18 protein-coding genes and 1 tRNA gene are annotated in these 22,270 nt (G+C 40.1%); 18 read left to right on the top strand and 1 reads right to left on the bottom strand.

The window, feature by feature from the left end:
- Positions 1-50 precede the first annotated feature (50 nt).
- The 4 genes from ACJJI6_RS12705 to ACJJI6_RS12690 all read left to right on the top strand — a co-directional run bounded on the left by ACJJI6_RS12705 (position 51) and on the right by ACJJI6_RS12690 (position 2,987).
- Positions 51-126 (top strand) — tRNA-Ala (locus ACJJI6_RS12705).
- Between the two features lie 555 nt (positions 127-681).
- Positions 682-1,653, top strand: a complete 972-nt coding sequence (locus ACJJI6_RS12700; RefSeq protein ID WP_475710722.1) for a hypothetical protein — start codon at positions 682-684, stop codon at positions 1,651-1,653.
- The gene (locus ACJJI6_RS12695) at positions 1,650-2,123 is read left to right on the top strand and encodes a Panacea domain-containing protein (RefSeq protein WP_475710720.1); all 474 of its coding nucleotides are present in this window, start codon (positions 1,650-1,652) and stop codon (positions 2,121-2,123) included. Before ACJJI6_RS12700 ends, ACJJI6_RS12695 begins: the two co-directional genes overlap by 4 nt.
- Before the next feature lie 42 nt (positions 2,124-2,165).
- A complete protein-coding gene (locus ACJJI6_RS12690) occupies positions 2,166-2,987 on the top strand; it encodes a hypothetical protein (protein ID WP_475710719.1) in 822 nt (273 codons plus the stop codon).
- A gap of 200 nt (positions 2,988-3,187) precedes the next feature.
- Here the strand turns inward: ACJJI6_RS12690 and ACJJI6_RS12685 are convergent, their stop codons facing one another.
- Positions 3,188-4,138, bottom strand: a complete 951-nt coding sequence (locus tag ACJJI6_RS12685) for a tyrosine-type recombinase/integrase (RefSeq protein WP_475710717.1) — start codon at positions 4,136-4,138, stop codon at positions 3,188-3,190.
- A 179-nt stretch (positions 4,139-4,317) separates the two neighbouring features.
- On the opposite strand from ACJJI6_RS12685, the gene ACJJI6_RS12680 reads away from it, so the two are divergent.
- The 14 genes from ACJJI6_RS12680 to ACJJI6_RS12615 all read left to right on the top strand — a co-directional run bounded on the left by ACJJI6_RS12680 (position 4,318) and on the right by ACJJI6_RS12615 (position 22,270).
- On the top strand, positions 4,318-4,938 hold the full coding sequence (locus tag ACJJI6_RS12680; protein ID WP_475710715.1) for a Type 1 glutamine amidotransferase-like domain-containing protein: 621 nt from the start codon (positions 4,318-4,320) through the stop codon (positions 4,936-4,938).
- 334 nt (positions 4,939-5,272) lie between these two features.
- Positions 5,273-5,563, top strand: a complete 291-nt coding sequence (locus ACJJI6_RS12675) for a YciI family protein (protein ID WP_475710713.1) — start codon at positions 5,273-5,275, stop codon at positions 5,561-5,563.
- Positions 5,564-7,007: 1,444 nt separating this feature from the next.
- A complete protein-coding gene (locus ACJJI6_RS12670; RefSeq protein WP_475710711.1) occupies positions 7,008-7,799 on the top strand; it encodes an ABC transporter permease in 792 nt (263 codons plus the stop codon).
- Positions 7,796-8,518 (top strand): ABC transporter ATP-binding protein, encoded by a 723-nt coding sequence (locus tag ACJJI6_RS12665; RefSeq protein ID WP_475710709.1) that lies wholly within the window; start codon positions 7,796-7,798, stop codon positions 8,516-8,518. Before ACJJI6_RS12670 ends, ACJJI6_RS12665 begins: the two co-directional genes overlap by 4 nt.
- A 27-nt stretch (positions 8,519-8,545) precedes the next feature.
- Entirely contained in the window at positions 8,546-9,724 is a 1,179-nt protein-coding gene (locus ACJJI6_RS12660; protein ID WP_475710707.1) for a KpsE/RkpR family capsule polysaccharide export protein, read from the top strand.
- A gap of 80 nt (positions 9,725-9,804) precedes the next feature.
- On the top strand, positions 9,805-11,439 hold the full coding sequence (locus ACJJI6_RS12655) for a polysaccharide biosynthesis/export family protein (RefSeq protein ID WP_475710706.1): 1,635 nt from the start codon (positions 9,805-9,807) through the stop codon (positions 11,437-11,439).
- Positions 11,440-11,668: 229 nt separating this feature from the next.
- Positions 11,669-12,607 carry a glucose-1-phosphate thymidylyltransferase RfbA gene (gene rfbA / locus ACJJI6_RS12650; RefSeq protein WP_475710705.1) on the top strand — a complete coding sequence of 313 codons (939 nt, stop codon included), beginning with the start codon at positions 11,669-11,671 and terminating at the stop codon, positions 12,605-12,607.
- Between the two features lie 90 nt (positions 12,608-12,697).
- On the top strand, positions 12,698-13,246 hold the full coding sequence (gene rfbC / locus ACJJI6_RS12645) for a dTDP-4-dehydrorhamnose 3,5-epimerase (RefSeq protein ID WP_475710703.1): 549 nt from the start codon (positions 12,698-12,700) through the stop codon (positions 13,244-13,246).
- Positions 13,247-13,382: 136 nt separating this feature from the next.
- Positions 13,383-14,249 (top strand): dTDP-4-dehydrorhamnose reductase, encoded by an 867-nt coding sequence (rfbD, locus tag ACJJI6_RS12640; RefSeq protein WP_475710701.1) that lies wholly within the window; start codon positions 13,383-13,385, stop codon positions 14,247-14,249.
- A gap of 55 nt (positions 14,250-14,304) precedes the next feature.
- On the top strand, positions 14,305-15,369 hold the full coding sequence (gene rfbB, locus ACJJI6_RS12635; protein ID WP_475710700.1) for a dTDP-glucose 4,6-dehydratase: 1,065 nt from the start codon (positions 14,305-14,307) through the stop codon (positions 15,367-15,369).
- A gap of 67 nt (positions 15,370-15,436) precedes the next feature.
- Complete coding sequence (locus ACJJI6_RS12630) at positions 15,437-16,603, top strand: nucleotide sugar dehydrogenase (protein ID WP_475710698.1); 1,167 nt, start codon at positions 15,437-15,439, stop codon at positions 16,601-16,603.
- A 44-nt stretch (positions 16,604-16,647) separates the two neighbouring features.
- Positions 16,648-18,630 (top strand): glycosyltransferase family 2 protein, encoded by a 1,983-nt coding sequence (locus ACJJI6_RS12625; protein WP_475710696.1) that lies wholly within the window; start codon positions 16,648-16,650, stop codon positions 18,628-18,630.
- 14 nt (positions 18,631-18,644) lie between these two features.
- Complete coding sequence (locus ACJJI6_RS12620; protein ID WP_475710694.1) at positions 18,645-19,265, top strand: hypothetical protein; 621 nt, start codon at positions 18,645-18,647, stop codon at positions 19,263-19,265.
- Positions 19,266-19,306: 41 nt separating this feature from the next.
- Positions 19,307-22,270 carry a glycosyltransferase gene (locus ACJJI6_RS12615; protein ID WP_475710693.1) on the top strand — a complete coding sequence of 988 codons (2,964 nt, stop codon included), beginning with the start codon at positions 19,307-19,309 and terminating at the stop codon, positions 22,268-22,270.

Genomic DNA, 22,270 nt, shown 5'->3' with positions numbered 1-22,270 from the left:
CTTGCTAAAATGCGCCCCGCTTTCGACGGAAACGTCAAGCAACAAAATTTGGGGCTATAGCTCAGCTGGGAGAGCGCAACACTGGCAGTGTTGAGGTCAGCGGTTCGATCCCGCTTAGCTCCACCAAATTCCCCTTGTACTTCAAGGGGTTGTAGAAGAAGAGAAATTGACTTCTGCAAGGTGCACAAAAACTGCACAAAAACCCGCACAAAAACTTGCGGGGATGAAAAAAGGGCCTTAGCGGCCCTTTTTTTTTACCTGAATTGTCTCTTTTCAGCGCATTTTTCTTAGAGTTTGGCATTCTCGAATTTCGTCTTGATTAGTGTTATGCCTGCTTGTCATCCGTTCTTTTATGGAAGAGCACAAAAGTAACTTTATTAACCTGCTAGCGAAAAGTACCATTACATTGATATCTAATGGGCCTCGCACATTATCTTTATTGCCAAGGGTGCTGGTGTATTATTAGGCAGCTGAATATCTACTTAATAATAGATGTACTACTTAGGGCTAACGGCTTCATTCATATTACTGGTATTTTATTACCTGAAAGACTTAATTTTGGAGTAGCAGAGCCAGCTGGTACAAGGGGGTTTCCTTGAAGTTAACTGGTAAGGCTTGCCAGTAGGGCTTGAGTACTTGAGCTATTATACTGTATGTTTGAACAGGTAAGGGAGTATGTTTTTGTTCGAAAAATTTGGTTTTAGTGGAGATTCAGACTTTTTCAAAAACTTTGGAGAAGGGGTTGGGAAAGGTTTTTTTATCATATGTGCAGCCATAGGTACTATATTGTTAACAGTTGGCGGCGCATTTGTCGGAGACTCCACTTTTTTAAATGATTTGAGGTTGGCTAAAGACTTCTTGACAGGTCTTAAGCTAATTTTATGGAATCCTTACGCAGCTTTCATATCTGGTTCAGTTTTACTTTTAATTGGGGCGAGGGGAACGTACTTAGACCAAGATCGTCAAAGTAAACAGATATTAAAATTAAGTGCTGAAAGTAGGATGCTAGATGACACCAAATCTGCACTGAATTCTGTTCAAGAAGAATTGCAAGAGAGTAAGTCGAGAGTAATAGAGTTGCACGGTGAGCTGGTACAAACTTGGCTAAAAGGTATGTCAAAACACCTAAATCTTGATAGTAATTCTAGAGTTACGATTTACTATGAGCATGATGAAGAATTTTATCTTTTAGAAAGGTATTCTAGAAATCCAACCTACTCAAAAGTACATAGGCAAAAGTTCCCATTAAATCAAGGGGTAATAAGTAAAGCATGGGAGTTTGAAAGCCATCTTGAGGATAAATGCCCCGGCTCTACTTCTTATAGTGAATATGTGAAATATCATTACGAAAAATACGGCTATGACAAAGAAAAAATTAAATCTTTAACGATGAAAAGCTGCAGATATTATGCGAAAGCAATTATAGATGCGGATGTTCACATAGGGGTTATTCTTTTCGAAGGAACGGAGGTTGGCTTCTTCGAGAGGGATCTACAGATAAAAATTGATGATTATTGTAAAGAGTATCAGGGGCAACTTTCAAAGTTTGTTCGAGATGGCTTAATGTATGATAAGGAAATTAATATTAAGCGAGAAGGTAAAAGTGTTGCTGTTGAAGATGATTTTCTTGAAATGATGAAGGATATAAAATGAAGAAGCTACAGAGAATAATAGCTTATTTATGCTTAGAATATCCCCACAAATTGGAAATAACCAAAGCTAGACTTACTAAAATGGTTTACCTTGCTGATTGGTTCTCAGCGCTATTGGAGAGTAAGCAGTTAACCGATATTGAGTGGGTTTTTAACCATTACGGTCCATATGTTGATGATGTTGTTGATATGGCACAGAGCACATCTGGATTTAAGGTTGAACATCAAAGCACTATGTATGGAACATCAAAGTATGTAATTTCATACAATGGCGATAAAGAAGATCTTGGCCTTGAGGATCATGAAAGAGAAATCTTAAATGCAGTAATTAAAAAAACTCAATCTATGCATTTTAATGAGTTCGTTGATTATGTGTACTCGACATACCCTGTTAAAACAGAGGAAAGGTATTCGAAATTAAATTTGATCAAGTTGGCAGGTAAATATAAGTCTGAGAGGGGTAGTCGCTAGGGGCATATGTGTGTGATTTTACATAAGGTTATGAGGTAAAATATGGAGCCGGCGACTGGAATAGTGACATCCTTAGCAATTTACGCATCTAAGGATGTTTTGAATAAGATGTTAGGGCCAACAGCAGAATACCTTGGTGAAAAGACAAGGGGTCTTGTTGAAAAATGTGACTTTAACATTGAAGGTGTGTTTCAAAATGCTCATAAGAAATTAGGGCCTCGCGTTGATGAGCCGGGAGAAGTTACGCCTAGATTGCTTAAAGCAGTGATTGATGATGCATCTTTTAATGAAGATGAGTTCGTAACTGAATATTTGGGGGGAGTTCTTGCTGCCTCAAGGTCTGGCCGCATAGCAAATGAAAGAGGGTTGAGTTTGCTAGCGGATATTAGGTCGCTAACTTCATATGACTTAAGGCTGCACTACCTATTTTATACGGCAATAAGAAAAGCTTTTAGTGGAGATCAAACCCATTTGCAGGATGGGATTCCATCTTTATATTTTGGAACGTATATCCCACTTTCGGAAATTATTGATGCCCTTGAAGTTAATGAAAAGGAAAGTCCAATTAGTGTCTTGGCAGACTCATTAAGTGCGCTTCAACGAAAAGGGTTGATTGCAGATTGTGGTTTATATGGCTCCAAGGAGATTTTTAGCTTTATTGGAGAGTCAGCCGATGAAGGTTTCTATGTGACGCCAACTCTTTATGGGGTGAAAATGTATCTTTGGGGGGCAGGCTATTCGGATGTATTAGCAAATGCATATCATTTATCAGATATAACTTTTGATGTAAAAGAAATGCCTATAATCATTAACGCCAAAAAGGCGAACAAATCATTCCTTCGGGATAGAAAACAAAAGATTTGATGGTTTTGAGTTGAGTATATAGTTTTATAGGTGGGCTGTGTGAGCTTTACAGTTTTTTTCGTAGAATAAGTTAAAAGTACTTTTTCAGGTGAGATGTTGCATTCATGTGTAAATTTAAATTTTTAATATTTGGAATCGTGAAATTTGATAGAAGTGGAAGGCTGGAAATTCCTTTAATTTAAATGCTGGTTTTATCTATTTCAAAACGTCCTACCTATAGCCCTTTCATCCAGGTAAATACTAATCTCTTCATAATCAATACCATGCCCCGCCTGATAAGATTGAGTAACCCTTTCATCAGTATGCGCCATCAATTGTTGCACCGACTTCACGTCATACCCCATTCGCTTAAACCGGTCTGAGGCAAGGCTGCGTACTTCATGGAAGCTGGGTGGAGTTTGGTTTCTGGGTAGGCCGATATAGAGTCCGGTAGCATCGCGGGCCTCGGTAAACATATCGCTCAACCGGTCGGGGATTACCTGGCAAACATGCTCTTTAATTTTTCCTGTGCGCCGTTGCTTGGGTGTGTGGCTCAGTATATAGGGGCAGCGGTAATTTCTTAGGCTGAGTTCTCTTGCGCGGTATATAAGTTTGCCAAGTTGCTGGTGGGTTTTTAAATTGAAACTTAAATGGCTGGCGGCAAGGCTATCCCTTTGCGCTTCAGATTTATTAATTGTCTTGCGTAGATGGTCACCTTGCAGTTGTTTCTCAAAGTTCAGCTCGCAAATATCAGCGCGGCGCATAGTGGTTAGCATGCTGATACCCATAGCAACCTGTAGCGCTTCATAGCCTAACTCGCCGGCCTTTTCATAGATGCTCCAGTAAGCTTCCAGGGTTAAGCGTTGACGTTTCTTTGTGGGCTTTCCTTTTTCCAGCAGGCGCGGTCGGTCATCAGCTGTGGTAAAAGGATTGCTTTCTAGTTTGCATAATCCCTCGGCCATTAGAAAATTAAAGAATTTATTAAGCTCTGCGCGGCGCGCATGTTGCTGGTGATAGGTGAGGGATTCCCACCACTTGCGTATATCAGCCAGTTTGGCTTTGTGAATGGGGATCACTTCGAAGTCTTCGCCAAATCGTCTGAGTGCGTTACAGCGATTGCGCCAGCTGGCCTTGCTGGGTAAGCGTGGGTCATTCTCCGCTCGCCATTTCATATACCGCGCAGCGTGATGTGCAAAGCTAGCTCTATCTGGTATCTAGGTGGGGTCACGCTTTGGTGAGTGTTGGCCTTTTCAGTCATATTCGATAGTGTAACTTGACCTATTTTAGTCGTGGGTAGATGATGTCCATACGAAGCAATTAATTAGGTTATTACTTTAACGGATTAAACTATATGGCCAAGCTATTCTTGACTTCATATTTTGCTGAGGTTGCTAATGTAATTAGGGATTACGACAGCAGTCTTGGGGGAAAGCGAGTTACATTTATCCCGACTGCAAGCCTTCCCGAAGAGATAACTTTTTATGTGGAAGATGCTAAGAAAGCATTGGAGGAATTAGGTCTTATCGTAGATGAATTAGATGTTTCTACTGCAAATACTGCTGAAATAGAACTTAAGCTTCAAAATAACGAATATGTCTATATAACCGGTGGTAACACCTATTTTTTACTTCAGGAGCTTAGGCGAAGTGGGGCCGACAAAATCCTGCTGGAGCAAATTAGACTTGGTAAATCTTATATCGGTGAGTCAGCAGGCACTGTGATCCTGTCGCCAAATATTGCGTATATCCAGGCGATGGATAATCCTGATGCTGCAAAAAAGTTGGGCTCTTGCGAGGGGTTAAACATAGTGGACTTCTACCCTCTACCTCACTATGGGAATGAGCCTTTTAAAGGTGCGGCCGAGCATATTATCTCCAGTTTCTCAAGTGAGATAAATATTTATCCTTTTAGTAACAACCAGGTTATAGCTGTAACTGGTAAAGATATCGAAACCTTAACTGTGAAATCTTAGTTTAGTGCATTTGAAATGCTGTGCTTCCCTTTTGCTAGGGTCTCAACCTAAGCACTGTCGAAACGTATTATAGGTTGGATTGTTCTGCATGAGACTTGGATGGGGTTAGTAGTTGGTGCTTTGAGCGGCTGATAGTTTTATCCTCAGCTTTAGGTTTTAAACCTACGTTTTTTGTCCCTATTTGTCGCTGATCTGTAGGTGTCAGGTAAGGTAAGCTAGGGTTCAAAGAGGTACTCTATTGTTTCTTGTGGTGCTTGCCTCTGGCGGTTAGACAAATGATCTTTTGATTTTCTATGAGGGGAGATTTTTTAATGTTGAGTAAGAGGTATCTGCTTTGTTCTTAGTATCTTTAACCTATATTAAACCCATTCAGGAAGTGGATAAGTTTATTCCTGAGCACATTGAATTTCTTAATAAGCATTACAAGCTTGGACACTTCCAGCTCTCTGGCCGAAAGGAACCTCGTACGGGTGGTATTATTTTGGTAACAGTGAGTAGTCGTTCAATTCTAGATGAGATACTTGTACAGGATCCATTTTATCGTGAAGGGTTGGCTAGCTATGAAGTAACTCAAATTGTACCGACTAAATCGTCAGAAGCGTTGGCACTTTTGCTTGAAGCTTAAGCTAGAGGGAGTTAGTAAATTAAAGTTTTTAGTGGTGAGTTAATCTTTTAACCGTTTTCTTTTCAGTATTAAAGAAGTAAGAGAGGTGGGAAGAGATAATTTCAACTAGTATGCGTTAATAGGAGTGTTGTCAATTAGGCAGTTAGCCTGGTGCTGCGATAGATTTGCATTAGATGTGGACACTATGGGTTGCTGCGTCTTGTGACTCGTATTTTCCCGGGCTCCGGTGGTTGTAATTGAGAAGCGAGTAGTCTCCCCCTGCTGGAAGGAATTGTTCAGTTAAAAGTGATTTGAGGGAGTAGAGATTTAAACGCTTACTACGCTTTTACTTTGACACGGATTGCCCTGATCTTCCTGATTGGCCTCTAAACTCATCCGGCATAAAAGAAGACATAAAGTTGTCCGATGCTATAGGTGGTTTGAAAATTTGGAAGGCTGAGCCTTAAAGCTAGTCGTTTGTTGATTTACGACTGAGAGGTTATCTGGGTGGTTGTTTTTTATACAGGTCCAAATATAGATCTGTGCGTAGTCAGGTGCTTACTGAGAACCTTCTTGAAAGTGTTCTCTCAGGCCTGAGCCTCGATGGGCAGGAGATGACGGTACCTGCTGCGCTCATACCGATTTGAGTTTTGACACGTGGCTTTCCGATTTGTTGGCGTAGAACGGAGCTTACCAGTTTCAGTTTAGCCATGGTTGAGGATCAAATGTCTTTCCTTGAGGAGATGATTGGTCTGACGGTTAAGGTTAAAATTTGAGCGGGGTGGTTGAATTGCGTTCAATTGCATGATGGTAGGCATCCTGTTGGGTGGGTCCAGGTCGGTTCTAGAAAATGAAGTTGCAAAGTGCAGCTGTTTATAGTGTTTGTAGATAAAAACCCACGAGCTATAAACCGTTGTAAAAGCTCTTTTTTTTTGCATACAATTCAATGGGTTACACTCCATTGACAAGTGGCGGCACAGAAATCAAGGAATAAGTGCGATACCTTCCAACTTTTACCCTATTGCGCTGGCATATTTCTAAGAGGTTTCCTTTCCAGAAATAGCCCTTGCCAAATTAAGAGCAGCGTGAACTGCAAAGGTTTCAGGGTTGTCAGTTGATGACAGCGGGTAGATATTGAGAAGAACTTGAGAGGTATATCTTACTAGTCGCCAGTTTTCATTTAACGTATTCGGTTGCGTAATGACGCGTAATTGGTTGTGGCTGACTACTGTCGAGTAGTTGGGGTAGGATGCCGCGAAATCTAAGTGTAAAATTGGAGTTATTGGGAATCTTGGCTATAAACGTGTAGATTTACGTTACTCATAAAGACCCCATAGGGTAGTTTTGAAGAAAATACCCTTTTGGCGAGCCTGCAGATGAAGAAATTTCCTAGAAGTTGAATTATCTTTGATCTTTTTCCGTTTTTAGTGAGACGGTTTCACATTTACTGAAGAATAACACCGATATGGGCCCTACAGTTCAACGCACGATCTGGCAGATTCAGCGTGATGTCATTCATGCACTGATGATGCGAGAAATGAAAACTCGCTTTGGCAAGTGGCGACTTGGATATGCCTGGGTGCTGCTTGAGCCGGCGCTGCATATTATGGTGTTAGTAGCTGTATTCAGTCTGGCCGGGCGTGAATTCTATCCTGGAGTACCAACGCCTCTTTTCATGTTAGCCGGGATTGCCCCTTTTTTGTACTTCAGTCATTGCTTCAACAAAGGGTTGGCTGCTGTTGAAACTAATAAAGGGTTATTTAATTATCGGCAGCTTAGGCCATTTGATGCGGTCCTCACGAGAGTTTTGCTGGAGCTTGCAATTTACTTAGCTTCAATGGTTACTTTGCTTTTTGTCTTGGCTTGGTTTGGGGTTTCAGCTCCATTTAACAATTTCCTATTGCTAGTGGCTGTAAACGTTCTGTTCTTTTGTTTCTGTTTTGGTTTAAGTCTGGCTGTATGTGTGGTCGGGGTGAAGTTGCCTGAAGTGGCCAAGTTGTCCCCGCTAGTGGTGAGGCCACTGTATTTCCTGTCCGGCGTATTTTTTTCACTTGAACAAATACCTAAAGAGTACCATGGCTACTTGGTTTGGAATCCGCTCTTACACGTGATTGAGCTTACAAGAGAAGGTCTGTATGCCGAGTACCACGGCATGTTTGGTAACCTCGTATACTTGGCATTTATTGCGATATTTACACTTGCTTTTGGCTTGCTCACTTATAGAGCCAATTGGCGTGACTTGGTGAGTAGCCGGTGATCAGGTTAGAAAAACTTACTAAGTCTTATCGAACCCCCCATGGCCGTAAGGTACTTTTTCGGGAGGTGACGGCAACTCTCCCGGAGGGCGCTAATATTGGGATACTCGGACGAAATGGTGCCGGTAAGTCAACGCTGCTGCGAATAATGGGGGGGATTGACTACCCCGACTCGGGGCGAGTTGTGACGGACCAACGGATTTCTTGGCCTATGGGACTTGCTGGAGGTTTTCAGAGGAGTCTATCAGGCCGTGAAAATGTTGCATTTATTTGCGGTATACATGGTATTTGGGGTGCGGGGCAGCGAAAAGTAATGGACCGTGTCCAAGATTTTGCTGAGATAGGAAACTACTTTGATGCACCTGTCAGAAGCTATTCCTCCGGCATGCGTTCCCGGCTTGCCTTTGGATTGAGTACTGCTATTGAGTTTGACACTTACCTCGTCGATGAAGTTATGTCTGTAGGTGATGCTCATTTTAGGAAAAAATGTCAAGAGATTATTGCGGAAAAGCGAAAAATCTCAACTTTTATTATTGTGGCCCATTCTATGGGGCTGCTAAAGAAAAACTGTGATGTCGGTATTTACTTAGAAAATGGTGGGTTGACGATTTTTGATACAGTAGAAGAGGCCATTGAAAAGTACGAAGGCAAAGAACCAAAGGGCAAACCAGCAGCTAGTGCTGAGGGATCTGTGGCTAAATCAACAAAAATTGCTCTCTAAAGGGCAGGATGTCAGAGAAGGGGCAAGATGGGTTTTTTTCAAAAGTTAAGTAGCGCTCTCTTAAGGCTCGTTGGTCGAGATGGAACACTAAGAGGAAAAGTAAAAGAAATTAAAAGCCAAAAGAGCTGGGGATTTTCAGCCATAGTTGTTGTGCCATTATTTATATTAAGTGCTTACTATCTATTTGGAGTTTCTGAGCGCTACGTAAGTAACACACAGCTAATTGTAAAAGATAGCTCCTCCTCCCAAGCTACATCTCCTGCATTGGGCTTTCTTATGCCTGGAATGAGTTCTGACAACCAGGACTCCTTTTTGGTGGTGAACTATATTCAGTCCCTTGACATGGCTAAATACTTGGATGAGGAGTTGGAGCTTGCGAAGTATTATCAAAAGGAGGAATTTGATATTTTTTCGCGTCTAGCATCCGATGCAACTCAAGAAGAGTATTTAGAGTATTACCGAGAGCATATTGGAGCTAGTTACGATGAAGTAACTGGGATTATTACGATCGAGATGCAAGCATTTGATGCTGAGTTTGCACAGGTTCTTGTTGAAACAGTAACACAAAAATCTGAAGATTTTGTCAACGCCATAAGTAACCAATTGGCGGACAAGCAAGTTTCATTTGTGGAAAGTGAGGTCGAACTTGCTCAGAGTAAGTTGCGTAGCGCTAAGCAAGAAATTCTTGATTTTCAAAATCGAAATAATGTGGTAAGTCCAGATGAAATAATTGGCGGTATCAGCAGCATTATACAAGGCTTAGAGGCCCAGTTGGCCGAAAAACGAGCAAAGCTAACTGCTGCAAAGACTTATCTCAACTCTGATTCATCTCAAGTTGTTTCTATGCAAGCGGAAATCGGGGCTTTGGAGAGTCAAATTGAAATAGAGAAAGTCCGCTTAGTAGGAATTGCAGATGGCGAAGGTGAGCAGCGCCTGAATAGTTTGGGGGCCCACTTTCAGAACTTAGAACTCGATCTTCAATTTGCAACTGATGCGTATGCTGCCTCTCTTAAGGCATTAGAGACTGCACGGATGGAGGCCTCAGGCAAACTGAAACACCTGATGGTAGTTACGCGTCCATCGATTGCTGAAGAGGCAGAGTATCCACATAAACTCTATAACTTAGCGAGTTTCGCTATTGTTTTACTGTTGCTGTATGGAATTGGCAGGATGCTGATAGCAAGTATTCGCGATCATAGAATATGAAGCTTTGCTTTGAATCGAGCTTTCTATAGCTCTTCGAAGTGCCTACATTTATTTTTACTTACTTGAAAAGATTAGTGCAAATGATCAAAGGGAAAATTAAAAGAGTTGGCTTGGGCCTTGCCTTATTGGCTTCCCTCACTTGTGCTCCGGTAGTGGCACTTGAAACTCAACTCATAGATGATGTTGAGAATATCGAACTGCCAGAGGTAAGTGCACCGGTTTTTGGACAATCACTTTTTCAGGGAGGGTTTAAGGATCAGCCTTTCGTTGGCTTTAACCCAGATTATCGGATTACTATTGGTGATCAAGTAAATCTGCAGCTTTGGGGGGCCTATAGTTTCAGTGCTACCTTACCTGTGGACCCAAAAGGGAACATATTTATTCCTGAAGTGGGACCGGTTCATGTTGCAGGGGAAAAAAACGGAGACCTTAATGCTTTTGTTCTGCGGCATGTGAAGCGTGTTTTTAAGAATAACGTGCAGGCCTATGCGAACCTTGAAGCCAGCCAGCCTGTAAAGGTCTTCGTGACAGGATTTGTAAACAATCCTGGCCTTTACAACGGGTTTAGTTCTGACTCTATCTTATATTATCTAGATAGTGCTGGCGGTATCGACCCCGAAAGTGGAAGCTTTGTAAATATTAAGGTTATGAGGCAAGGGGAGTTGGTAGAGAATGTGAACCTCTATCACTTCTTGGTCGATGGTATTATGCCGGCGCTACAGCTTCGCAATGGAGATGTCGTAGTGGTTGGGGCGCGAAATAGCTCAATTACCATTGAGGGGGCTGTTCAACAGTCTGCCCAGATTGAATTTCTGGGACCATATACCCAACTTGGAGAAATACTCCTAATTACAAAGCCTGACTCCCAGGCTAACTTTGCCAGGATCACTCAAATAGTAGATGGGCTTCAGCAGGCTAGTTATTCCCCATTGGCCGAAGCGATGACTACTCGCCTCTTCCCTGGAGCCCAAGTTGAGTTGGTACGCGATAATGATATTGAGTCCATCTCAGTGCGTGTATCAGGCGAGTTGAATGGTCCTGCTACTTACATATTACCTTATGGAGCAACCCTGGAAGAACTTACGGAACAGTTAAAGTTCCGTGAAAATGCTGATACTGACTCTATTCAGCTCTACAGGAAGAGTGTCGCTGAAAGACAGAAGGCTGCTTTAGAGCGGTCATTAGATGCTCTACAGATGGAAGTACTCACTCGCCAGCCAAATACTGATTTAGAAAAATCCGCGCAGAAAGATAGTGCGGTCATGATACAGAATTTCATAAAGCAAGCACGAAAAGCAGAACCGAAGGGGCAAGTGGTTATAGCCAACAACCCGAATGCAGCAGAGCTGCTACTAGAGGATGGAGATGAGCTTATTGTGCCGCTCCGCTCTTCTACTGTTTCTATTGTGGGTGAGGTGATTTTTCCTACATCTTTGGTGTACAACAAGAAAAATACACTGGAAGACTATATAGAATTGGGAGGAGGATTTGCCAACAACGCAAATCGTAAAGAACTTGTCATTTTGCACCTTGACGGCACAATTAGCCGTATTAAAAGCAGCGATTTTGACAATAGGCTAGGCGATAGGCTGCGTCCAGGCGATGAAATTATGGTCATGCCAAAAATCCAGTCTAGTGAGTTACAGGTAACCAAGGATATTACCGAAATACTTTATCGAATCGCTGTCGGAGCTGCGGCAGTCTTATCTTTCTAACAGGCAAGCTTGACTTTGGTCTATTTCATGTTTCGCCAGGAAATGGACCAAGGCACGTATCATGGTGTAGGTGCGTGTAATACAGTTTGCTCCCATAATATGTAACCATACGCATCGAATAATTTTGGATAAGGTTGTTGGTTTTATGACCAGCAGCCTTTTCGATATTTCTATCCTCTAAGATTGTGTGACGGGGATATACAAGGTGCAAAATCGAGGATAGGCCTTAATGCCTACTAATGAAATGTCAAGCAGAAAAGGGATAATACTCGCAGGTGGTACTGGTACACGTCTTTACCCTCTGACCAAAAGTGTTAGTAAACAGCTTATGCCTGTTTATGATAAACCGATGATTTATTACCCGCTAACAACCTTAATGCTGGCAGATATTAAAGACATCCTGATAATCACCACGCCTAGCGAACAGCATCTTTACCAGCAGCTTCTGGAAGATGGTTCTCAATGGGGTATAAATATTTCTTATGCAGTGCAACCATCGCCAGATGGTCTGGCACAAGCATTCTTAATTGGGCGCTCGCATATTGGCAATGGTAGCAGCGCTTTAGTTTTGGGAGATAATATTTTTTATGCCCAGAATTTCACAAAAGTATTACAAAATGCGAGTAAGAAGGAAAAGGGAGCGACTGTATTTGGCTATCGAGTAGCCGAACCCGAGGCCTATGGCGTTGTTGAGTTTGATACAGATGGCAAGGTCATGAGCCTAGAGGAGAAACCTCAAGCTCCTAAATCAAATTATGCAGTGACAGGCTTGTATTTTTATGACAATCAAGTTTGTGATTTTGCCCGGGAGATTAAACCAAGTTTCAGAGGGGAACTTGAGATTACAGATATCAACAAAATATATTTAGACAAAGGGCAATTGGAAGTCGGCCTGTTAGGGCGTGGGAGTGCTTGGCTTGATACTGGAACACACGATAATTTACTTGATGCCGCACACTTTGTTCAGACAATTGAAAGAAGACAGGGACAAAAAATTGCCTGTCCAGAAGAAGTAGCGTATCGCAAAGGATTTATTTCAGCAGAAGACCTTGAGAAACAAGCAGCCCCACTAATGAAAAGTGGCTATGGAAAGTATTTAATGCAGCTTCTTCTAGAGAGCGGCGAAGGTTCCTTGCTTAACAAACGTCGTTATAGTGAGAGCTTCTAGGTCGAATAAATGACAGACCGCCTCATAAAGTGGCAGGTTTTAATTTAGACGCTACTTCTTCTTTTCGAAGGGTCGTAAGGGTAAAGTTGTATGAATATTACTGAAAGCGCTATTCCAGATGTAAAAATTATAGAGCCAAAAGTACACGGTGATGAGCGTGGTTTCTTTTACGAATCCTTTCGTCAAGATATTTTTAGAGAATCTTGTGCGGATCGAAAATTTGTACAAGACAATTACAGTAAATCATGCCATGGCATTTTACGCGGATTACATTATCAAACTGAGCAAGCTCAAGGGAAGTTGGTAAAAGTCACGTGTGGTGAAATTTTTGATGTTGCAGTTGACCTACGCCAAAATTCTGAATCCTTCGGTAAGTGGGTGGGGGTTTGCCTCTCAGCAGAAAATAAAAAACAATTATGGATTCCTGAAGGGTTTGCCCATGGCTTCTATGTAATGAGTGAATCAGCAGAGGTGAGCTATAAGTGCACAAATTATTATGCACCGAGTTTCGAGCATTCGATTATTTGGAATGACCCTGATTTAAATATTAAGTGGCCAATTACTAAAGGACAAAAACCGCAGTTGTCGGACAAGGATCGTAAAGGGAAGTGTTTCCGTGACTCGGTATATTTCTCTTAGAAGTAAAGATTCAGCTATAAACTTTGTTAAAAGTTCGGTACACAGAAGTAAATTCTGGCTTTAAAACAATATATTAATTGATCGGTAAGCTACATAACCACACAGTAGATGGTAAAGGTGGTTAAAGTTAACATCTATGAAAATTTTAGTAACAGGGAAAAATGGACAACTGGGGCATGCATTGAAAGTCATGTGTCCACCAGAATTTGAAATCTTTTGCTTGTCCCGCGATAACCTGGATATCTCAGATCAAGAAAAGGTGCTTAGCGCTTTTGAAAAAATTGGGCCCGAGGTGGTTATCAATGCGGCTGCCTACACTCTGGTTGATAAAGCAGAAGAGAATTATAGCCTTGCTTACTTAACTAACGCGACAGGGGCTAAAAATGTAGCCTTGGCATCGAAAGAGTACGGTGCTCGCCTGTTTCATATCTCCACAGATTTTGTTTTTGATGGCAAGAGCTCAAGTCCATATAAGGAAACTGACAGTATAAATCCTGTTAATGCGTATGGCCAAACTAAAGGAGAGGCAGAAAGAGCAATTCAGGCGGTATTGCCAGAGTCAATAATACTCAGGACATCTTGGTTGTATGGGGCCTATGGTAGGAATTTTTTAAATACAATTTTGAAACTGCTGAAAGAAAACGATCAGTTACGGATAGTTTCCGATCAAATAGGAACGCCCACCTGGACCGGAACTTTAGTAGAAGTGATATTTGCTTTAATAAAAAGACCCAGTTTAAGAGGTATTTATCATTGTTCAGATCTTGGGGAAGCTAGCTGGTATGAGTTTGCCTGTGCAATACAAGAGGAAGCTCTTAAAACTGGACTGATTTCAAGCTTAAATCGTGCGGAAATAATTGCTATACCTACAGAAGATTACCCTACACCAGCAAAAAGACCCAAGTATAGCGTGTTAGATAAAGCGCGCTTAATGAGTGACTTGGGAGTTAACCTTAGAGGCTGGAAGAGTTCATTGAAATTGGCTTTAGCTTCAAAGCTATAGAAGCTCCAACTGAATTTCATAAATCTTAAATATAGATTTTTAGGTGTAAAGAAACGTGAGAAGCGTATTAGTAACTGGTGGAGCTGGGTTTATTGGAGCCAACTTCGTACATTACTGGATGAATAATTATCCAAAGGATACTGTAATCGTCCTGGATGCACTAACTTATGCGGGTAATCAAGAAAATCTTAAGCCAGTTCAGGGGCGAGATAACTTCCGTTTTTTGCATGGAGATATCTGCAATACACAATTAGTAGAAGATATACTTAGGGAATATGCTGTTGATACGGTGGTGCATTTTGCAGCTGAAAGTCATGTAGATCGATCAATCGACAGTCCTGATGCTTTTCTTGAAACGAATGTAATTGGCACCTATAGCTTACTTAAAGCTGCAAAAAAAGTTTGGCTAGACGAGAAGTACAATACGGAAAATCACCATTTTCATCATGTATCCACAGATGAAGTATATGGTTCGCTTTCCCAAAGTGATAAACCCTTTAGTGAATTAACGGCCTATGCTCCGAATAGCCCCTATTCAGCAAGTAAAGCGGCATCAGATCACTTGGTTCGTGCGTACCATCATACATATGGCATGAAAATTACTACAAGTAACTGCTCCAATAATTACGGACCCTATCATTTTCCCGAGAAATTGATTCCTTTAGTAATCACCAATGTTTTACGTAATTTACCACTACCGATATATGGTGACGGTAAACAAATCCGAGATTGGCTATATGTTGAAGACCATGTACGCGGTATTGATAAGGTAATAAGGCAAGGTCGTATAGGTGAATGTTACAACATTGGTGGTATGAACGAATGGACGAATATTGATATTGTCCATTTAATCTGTAGAACCTTAAATGAACTCTTTTTAAGCCGTAATGAATTTTCTGAAAAATTTCCGAATGCTACTAAAGTCGCAGAAGGAAAGTCAGAGGAATTAATACAGTACGTTGCTGATAGACCTGGACATGACAGGCGTTATGCAATAAACCCTGAAAAAGCCATAGTTGAGCTTGGGCTGAAGCCGAAAGAAAGTTTTGATACAGGTATTAAAAAAACAGTGCAGTGGTATTTGGATAATGAAGCATGGTGGAGTCGCCTTACTTCTTAATTAAATTCTAAATTTAAAACGTAATAATATTTATTTAATAAATTTTGGGTGTAGGAGTTTGTTGCACATGAAGATTGCAGTTGCAGGTACTGGCTATGTAGGGCTTTCAAATGCTTTATTGCTGTCTCAACACAATGAAGTAGTAGCGTTAGATATCGATGCGAGCAAAATAGAAAAGCTTAATAACAAGCAGTCGCCAATTGTTGACGCTGAAGTTCAAGAGTTCCTTGGTAATAGAGAGTTGAATTTTCGAGCAACGCTTGATAAGCATGAAGCGTACGAAGGTGCTGATTTCGTAGTAATTGCCACACCAACTGACTATGATCCAGAAACGAATTACTTTAACACAAAAAGTGTTGAGTCTGTTATCAAGGATGTAATGGAGTTGAACCCACAGGCTGTGATGGTTATAAAGTCAACGGTGCCTGTTGGGTACACGCAGAAAGTAAAAGACTTCCTAAAAGTTGAAAATATTATATTTTCACCAGAATTCTTACGAGAAGGCAAAGCACTATATGACAATTTAAATCCTTCTAGAATAATTGTAGGCGAGCGATCAGAAAGAGCGGAAAAATTTGCTGGCTTACTGCAAGAGGGAGCTAATAAACGTGATATCCCTACCTTATTTACTGATAGTACTGAAGCTGAAGCAATAAAGCTTTTCTCAAACACATATCTTGCAATGCGTGTAGCTTATTTTAATGAATTAGACTCCTATGCAGAAACACATGATTTGAATTCTCGCCAAATTATTGAAGGCGTAGGCCTCGATCCTAGAATCGGTACGCATTACCATAACCCATCTTTTGGCTATGGTGGATATTGCTTGCCGAAAGATACAAAACAACTTCTCGCAAACTATCAAGACGTCCCCAACAATATGATACAAGCGATAGTCGATGCTAATGTAACACGCAAAGACTTTATTGCTGATAGCATTGTAAAAAGAAATCCAAAAGTAGTTGGGGTTTATAGGTTAATCATGAAAGCAGGCTCAGATAACTTCCGGGCTAGCGCGATGCAAGGTGTAATGAAGAGGATTAAAGCAAAAGGAATCGAAGTAGTAGTTTATGAGCCTGTCTTATCAGATAAAGAATTTTTTCACTCGGAAGTAGTGAATGACTTAGAAGATTTTAAAGCTAGATGCGATGTAATCCTTGCTAATCGTATTACCGATGATTTAAAAGATGTTCTTGAGAAAATATATACTCGCGATTTGTTTGGAAAAGACTAAAGTTAAATTTCAAATATAATGGTATCAACGGTAGTAAGTTAGTTATGAATCTGAGAAGTCAGGCAATACTGTTAAAAAAGTCAAAGCATTTACATAAAAACTGGTATTTGAAAAGCTACCCTGATGTGGCCATTCTTGGGATGGATCCAGCAATGCACTATATTATTTATGGTGCAAAGATGGGGCGTAATCCTGGAAAAAATTTCGATACTTCTTACTATTTGGATAGGTACCCTGATGTGAAGGAGAGCGGGATTAACCCTCTCCTCCACTTTGTTTTATATGGGAAGAAAGAGGGCCGGAGAGCGAGGCGCGGCAAAGTTGAAGTTATGTCCCATAATTTATGGGGAGGGCACTCAACTAGTGCCTTAGAGGAATTAAATTCAATTCGACAAGATGAAACTGAAGACCTTTACGAGAGGTACGAAGCTGCCTGGCAGTCTGCCCGGTGGTACTCTTTCATAGGGGAAGATAGTAAAGCAAAAGAATTAGCCGACCAAATGGCTCAGCTATTGCCATTCAAAAAATTAGACAAAGCTAGAGTCCTATTAAATTCAGTTTGTTTACAAAGGTTTGGGAAGCCGCAGAAAACTATAAGGCTCTTGAAGAGCTTTCTAAAAGTTAATCCTCATGATAGCGATGCCAAATTTTTCTTGATGAATGGCTATATAGGTAACGATAAAAAGAGAATAAAAATATTAAATTCGATTTATGAAGATAACGGTTTTTCAGGAATTGAGTTAATAAACAGGAATGCTCCTCTTACCTTCACTAATATTGTAGGAAAGAAAGCTCAACCTTCAGTCATTAACGACAGCGCGAAAAAAGTTTCTATCATTATCCCTGCTTATTCTGCGGCCGATAGAATTAATGTGGCAATCGAATCGCTCCTCAATCAGACTTGGACGAATATCGAAATAATCGTAGTGGATGACTGCAGTCCAGATGATACATATCAAATTGCTGCTGAATATGAAAAGAAAGATAGTCGCGTAAAAGCTATCCGTGCTGAGAAAAATGGAGGCGCCTATGCCGCCCGTAATATAGGATTGAAGTATGCGACGGGAGATTACATTACTACGCACGATTCTGATGACTGGTCGCACCCTCAAAAAATTGAAATTCAGGTTAAAGCATTAAACAATTCTCCACGCCTTAAAGGAGTGATTGCTCATTGGATTAGGTGTCACCAAAATCTAAATTTCACTCAAAACTGGCGGCCCAGTGACCACCTCATCCATTGGAGTCACTCTTCATTTATGTTTAGAAGTTCGGTTTACCAAGAATTGGGCTCTTGGGATGAAGTACGTATAGGCGCTGATACTGAATATATTTGGAGAGTGGAGCAAGCCTATGGCAAAGATTCAATCGAGAAAGTTTGTCCAAATGTGCCGCTAGCTTTAGCACTTGACGACGAGGGCTCTTTAACCAGGACAAAGGCGACCCATGTTAAAACTGTCTATTATGGGCTACGACATATATATAGAGAAATTTGTGCATGGAAGCATAGAGAATCTCAAAATTTACTTTCAGAAGCTGAAAATGAAACTGTAAGGGCAGTTAGTATTCCTAAAGGAATGCTAAGGAAAGCTCATGAATTACAAAAATATGATTTTATCATTATTTCTGATTTTTCAAGCAAAAATCAAGATCATGATCTCATACAGGCCTGTGAAAAACTCTATGAGAAAGGTTATAGGCTGGCTCTATTCCACTGGCCGATGTTTAATGAGAAACAATACAGGCTTAGTGATGGATATTTTAAATTAATATCAGAGGGCAAAGCGTTTCCAATTGTTTTTGGAGACAAAGTTGCTAGCAAGTTTTATCTAGCATGCTCCCCGACTCTACTTGCAAATAAACTAGATGCCTACCCAGAATTTTCGGTAGAAGAGAAGGGCATAATTTTTTCTGACGAAAATCTAAAAAATGAGTTGAAAGAAAAATGTTATAGGGTTTCGGAGGAGGTTTTTGGAGTGCCGCCCGAAATCCATTATGAAAACATTAATATCGATAAATGTCTTTAAATAAAGGGGTGAAAATGTTAAGTGTTAAGAAAAGTGACATTGTGAAAGGCAATGATAATGTGTCCTCTTTAAAGCGACAATTAAGTAAAGAGAGACATAAATATAAAGATTTACTTTTCGAAAATAATTCTCTCATGCATAAACTATGTAAAGTAGAGGCGCAGCTTAATGAGAGGTTCAAAGAAATTGCATTTCTTACACAAGAGCTTGAATCATATAGGAATTTAAAGCCTTCAGATAACGCAGATGGGGCGAATCAAAGTAAGGCTTTGGTTACAACTCCAATTAGCAATCTTAACAACAATACAAGTGCCGTGCAGAAAAAATCGGCGCTAAACCTTCGGCGTCTTAAGGCTATAATAAGGAAAATAGATTATTCAAAAAGAGAAGTGTATTCTATTTTGAGTTCTGGATATTTCGATGCTTCATGGTACCTTTCGAAAAATCCTGACGTGTATGCGAACCGCTCTCTAAGAAAGAACCCGGCGCTGCATTTCCTTAAATATGGGGGGTTTGAAGGTAGGGATCCCAGTCCTAATTTTAATATTGCGTCTTACCTTGAGAAACATCCCGAGGTAAAAGAGCAGGGTATAAATCCGCTCATCCACTTCTTAAATAATTACAAGCAGGTGTAAATCTGCGGATGTTAAATTGAGTAAAAATTAAAGAGGTTCTTTTGTTTTCTCTTTCTCTGAAAAAAAATTATACTTTACTTTTATCTTTTGTGAAAAATTTCATCAGAAGAGAGGGATACATACTGGACTCAGAAAAGGACATTTTCGATTCAAATTGGTATATAACCAACTATCCAGATGTGAAAAGAGCAGGAATAGATCCTTGGCAGCACTATGTAAAGTATGGCCGCAACGAAGGCAGAACTCCATGTCAAAATAGAAGCTCTTTCTTGGACTATCATCTCTGGCGTGGTTGTGAGGAGGTTGCAGTTCCGGAACTACAAAAACTAGCCTTACCAAGCAATCCAAACCAATATGAGAGATGTTACGCTAGTTGGAGTCTAGTGCGATGGTTTTCATTTAGTGCAAACGCAAGTAAAGTCGCCAAATATCTACATCCCTTATCGGAGAATAACTATTTCTTTTCCATCAATAAAGATGCATATATATTCTATCTTAACTTCCTTATTAAACAGGGTAGAGCTTCAATAGCTGAAGGGCTACTTAAGAAATCTATTATTCCAAATGACTTGGGTGTAGATAAATACCTGCTTCTGGCAAACTGTTTTTCAAAAAAACATGAAGCAAAAAAAATTAATATTCTTAACGCTCTCCTTAAACAGAATAATTTACTTACACTTCAGTCTCACCATGAGAAATCTGCAACAATAGATTGCTTAGAAGGTATTGTAGACAAAACAGCTTATAATTTTAATCCTGTCAAAGTTTCAGTAATAGTACCTACGTACAACTCAATTGGGCAACTACCTACAGCTATTAATTGTCTTTTGCGTCAGACATGGGCAAACATTGAGATTATCATTGTAGATGATGGGAGTAATGATGGAACCTATGAGTATTTACATGAGCTTGATTCTCACGTCAAAAAGCTCAGTAAAATGTCGTTGGTTATAATTACTAATGAGATAAACATAGGGACCTACTTATCGAGAAATATTGGGCTTAAAATCGCCCAAGGAGATCTGATTACAATACATGACAGCGATGACTGGTCGCATCCCCAAAAAATTGAAAGGCAGGCTTTAGCTCTACAAAAAAATAGAGATGCTGTAGCCAGCGTTTCTTCTTGGAGTAGATGTAGTGAAGATTTATTTTTTGATAGCTGGAGAATCGATGGCAGTTTAGTGCATCGAAATGTATCTTCTCTAATGTTTCGGAGAGCTGTTGTAGATCGAATTGGTTTCTGGGATGCTGTAAAAATTAACGCTGATACGGAATATTATTACAGAATTATAGCTGCATATGGTGAAAATGCAATTGTTGAAGTTTTACCTAGTTGCCCATTATCTTTTGGTAGAACTCATCCAAATTCACTCACCCAAACTAGTTCGACTCATATTTCTAGTAGTATTTATGGAATCAGAAAATGGTATATAGATTCAGCACAAAATTGGCATAAGGAGGCTAGCAAAAATTGCGATCTGTATATAAAAAGTGATCAAACTAAGAGAAAGTTTATTGCCCCTAAGCAAATTCTTTCAGAACAAAAAACTGTAGATAATGTACAACCTATAGATTTAGTTAAGCAATCAGGAATTTTCAATCCTAATTGGTACGCCAAAGCAAACCCAAGTTTAATTGATTCAAAGATTGACCTCTTTGAGCATTTCTGGAACACAGGTTGTGAATTAGGTAAAGATCCAAGCCCAACGTTTAGTGTCTCAGGTTATTCTTTATTGCATCAGAATAGCCCGCTAAGTAAAAAAGAGCTAATTTATAGGTTTCTCACTGAGAAATCTAATATTGATTATACGGGCACCGTTAAGTTAAGAGGAAATATATCTTTCTCTGATAAAAATCAAACACTTCTTATTTGTGGACATCAGGCCGGCGCACAGCTCTTTGGTGCCGAAAGGAGCCTCATAGATGTACTAAGTATCCTTTACTCACTAAACTTCAATATTTTAGTGACCCTGCCTAGTGGATGTAACATACCTTACATAAATACAATAAAGAAATTTTGCTCCTATTTATTTATTTTTCCGTACCTTTGGTGGAAAGCTGGAGTGAAAGCGTGTGAAGTGGGTCACAGCAATTTTGTCAATATAATTAAAGATTTTAAAGTAGATGCGTGCTATACAAACACATGTACTGTTGACTTGGCAGGATTGGCAGCAAAATATTGCGGTATTAAAACGATAACCCACGTACGCGAATACCCTGAATCGGACAGAGATTTATGTGATTTATTATGTGCATCATCTGATTATATTAGAGAAACAGTTATCCAGTCGTCCGATTTGATAATAGCAAATTCTCAGCTGGTTAATAGATGGATTGACAGCCCAAAGTCTCGTGTAATTCCGAATTTCATTAGCAGAGAAAATAAGCCGCCTTTAAGCAATAGATCTTTGAGAGATGGCGGTAGATTTACAGTTGGACTTATAAGTAGCAACTTGCCAAAGAAAGGAATTTATGATTTCTTTGAACTTTCTAAATTGTTGCGTAATTACCCAATAGATTTTATCCTTGCCGGCCCACATAATGAATATATAAGAACCTTGAAAGAAAGTGTAAAGGCTGAAGGAGTTACGGCGCTAAAATTTATTGATTACGAAGATGGGGCTCATGCTATGTATAAAGAAGTTGATATCTTGCTAAATTTATCACACTTTAAAGAGTCTTTTGGTAGAACAGTTTTAGAAGGTATGTCATCAGGAATTCCAGTAATCGGATATTCATGGGGGGCTATTCCCGAATTGATCGTTAATGAATATAACGGGTTTTTAGTGGAGCTTGGCAACTATCATTTAGTGTCTAAAAGAATATTACAGTTATTCTCAGACCGACCACTTAAAGAGAAAATGGGTGCTCGCGGTATTGAAATGGCCGAACAACACTATAGCTCGTCAGCCGCAAAAAAATTATTTCACAATGTTTTTTCTGAACTTTTTACTTGTGCAGAGTCACAGAATTTTAAATCAACACTAAAAATGACAGATTGA

This window comes from Microbulbifer maximicatervae (SeqCode) (genome assembly GCF_056232625.1).
The sequence above is the reverse complement of the archived record's forward strand: the minus strand, read 5'-3'. Positions and strand labels throughout refer to the sequence as shown.

Coding starts and splice junctions, on each gene's coding strand:
- ACJJI6_RS12695 (WP_475710720.1), top strand. CDS start 1,650: ATGAAGAAGCTACAGAGAATAATAGCTTATTTATGCTTAGAATATCCC.
- ACJJI6_RS12690 (WP_475710719.1), top strand. CDS start 2,166: ATGGAGCCGGCGACTGGAATAGTGACATCCTTAGCAATTTACGCATCT.
- ACJJI6_RS12685 (WP_475710717.1), bottom strand. CDS start 4,138: ATGAAATGGCGAGCGGAGAATGACCCACGCTTACCCAGCAAGGCCAGC.
- ACJJI6_RS12680 (WP_475710715.1), top strand. CDS start 4,318: ATGGCCAAGCTATTCTTGACTTCATATTTTGCTGAGGTTGCTAATGTA.
- ACJJI6_RS12670 (WP_475710711.1), top strand. CDS start 7,008: ATGGGCCCTACAGTTCAACGCACGATCTGGCAGATTCAGCGTGATGTC.
- ACJJI6_RS12660 (WP_475710707.1), top strand. CDS start 8,546: ATGGGTTTTTTTCAAAAGTTAAGTAGCGCTCTCTTAAGGCTCGTTGGT.
- ACJJI6_RS12655 (WP_475710706.1), top strand. CDS start 9,805: ATGATCAAAGGGAAAATTAAAAGAGTTGGCTTGGGCCTTGCCTTATTG.
- rfbA (WP_475710705.1), top strand. CDS start 11,669: ATGCCTACTAATGAAATGTCAAGCAGAAAAGGGATAATACTCGCAGGT.
- rfbC (WP_475710703.1), top strand. CDS start 12,698: ATGAATATTACTGAAAGCGCTATTCCAGATGTAAAAATTATAGAGCCA.
- rfbD (WP_475710701.1), top strand. CDS start 13,383: ATGAAAATTTTAGTAACAGGGAAAAATGGACAACTGGGGCATGCATTG.
- ACJJI6_RS12630 (WP_475710698.1), top strand. CDS start 15,437: ATGAAGATTGCAGTTGCAGGTACTGGCTATGTAGGGCTTTCAAATGCT.
- ACJJI6_RS12625 (WP_475710696.1), top strand. CDS start 16,648: ATGAATCTGAGAAGTCAGGCAATACTGTTAAAAAAGTCAAAGCATTTA.
- ACJJI6_RS12620 (WP_475710694.1), top strand. CDS start 18,645: ATGTTAAGTGTTAAGAAAAGTGACATTGTGAAAGGCAATGATAATGTG.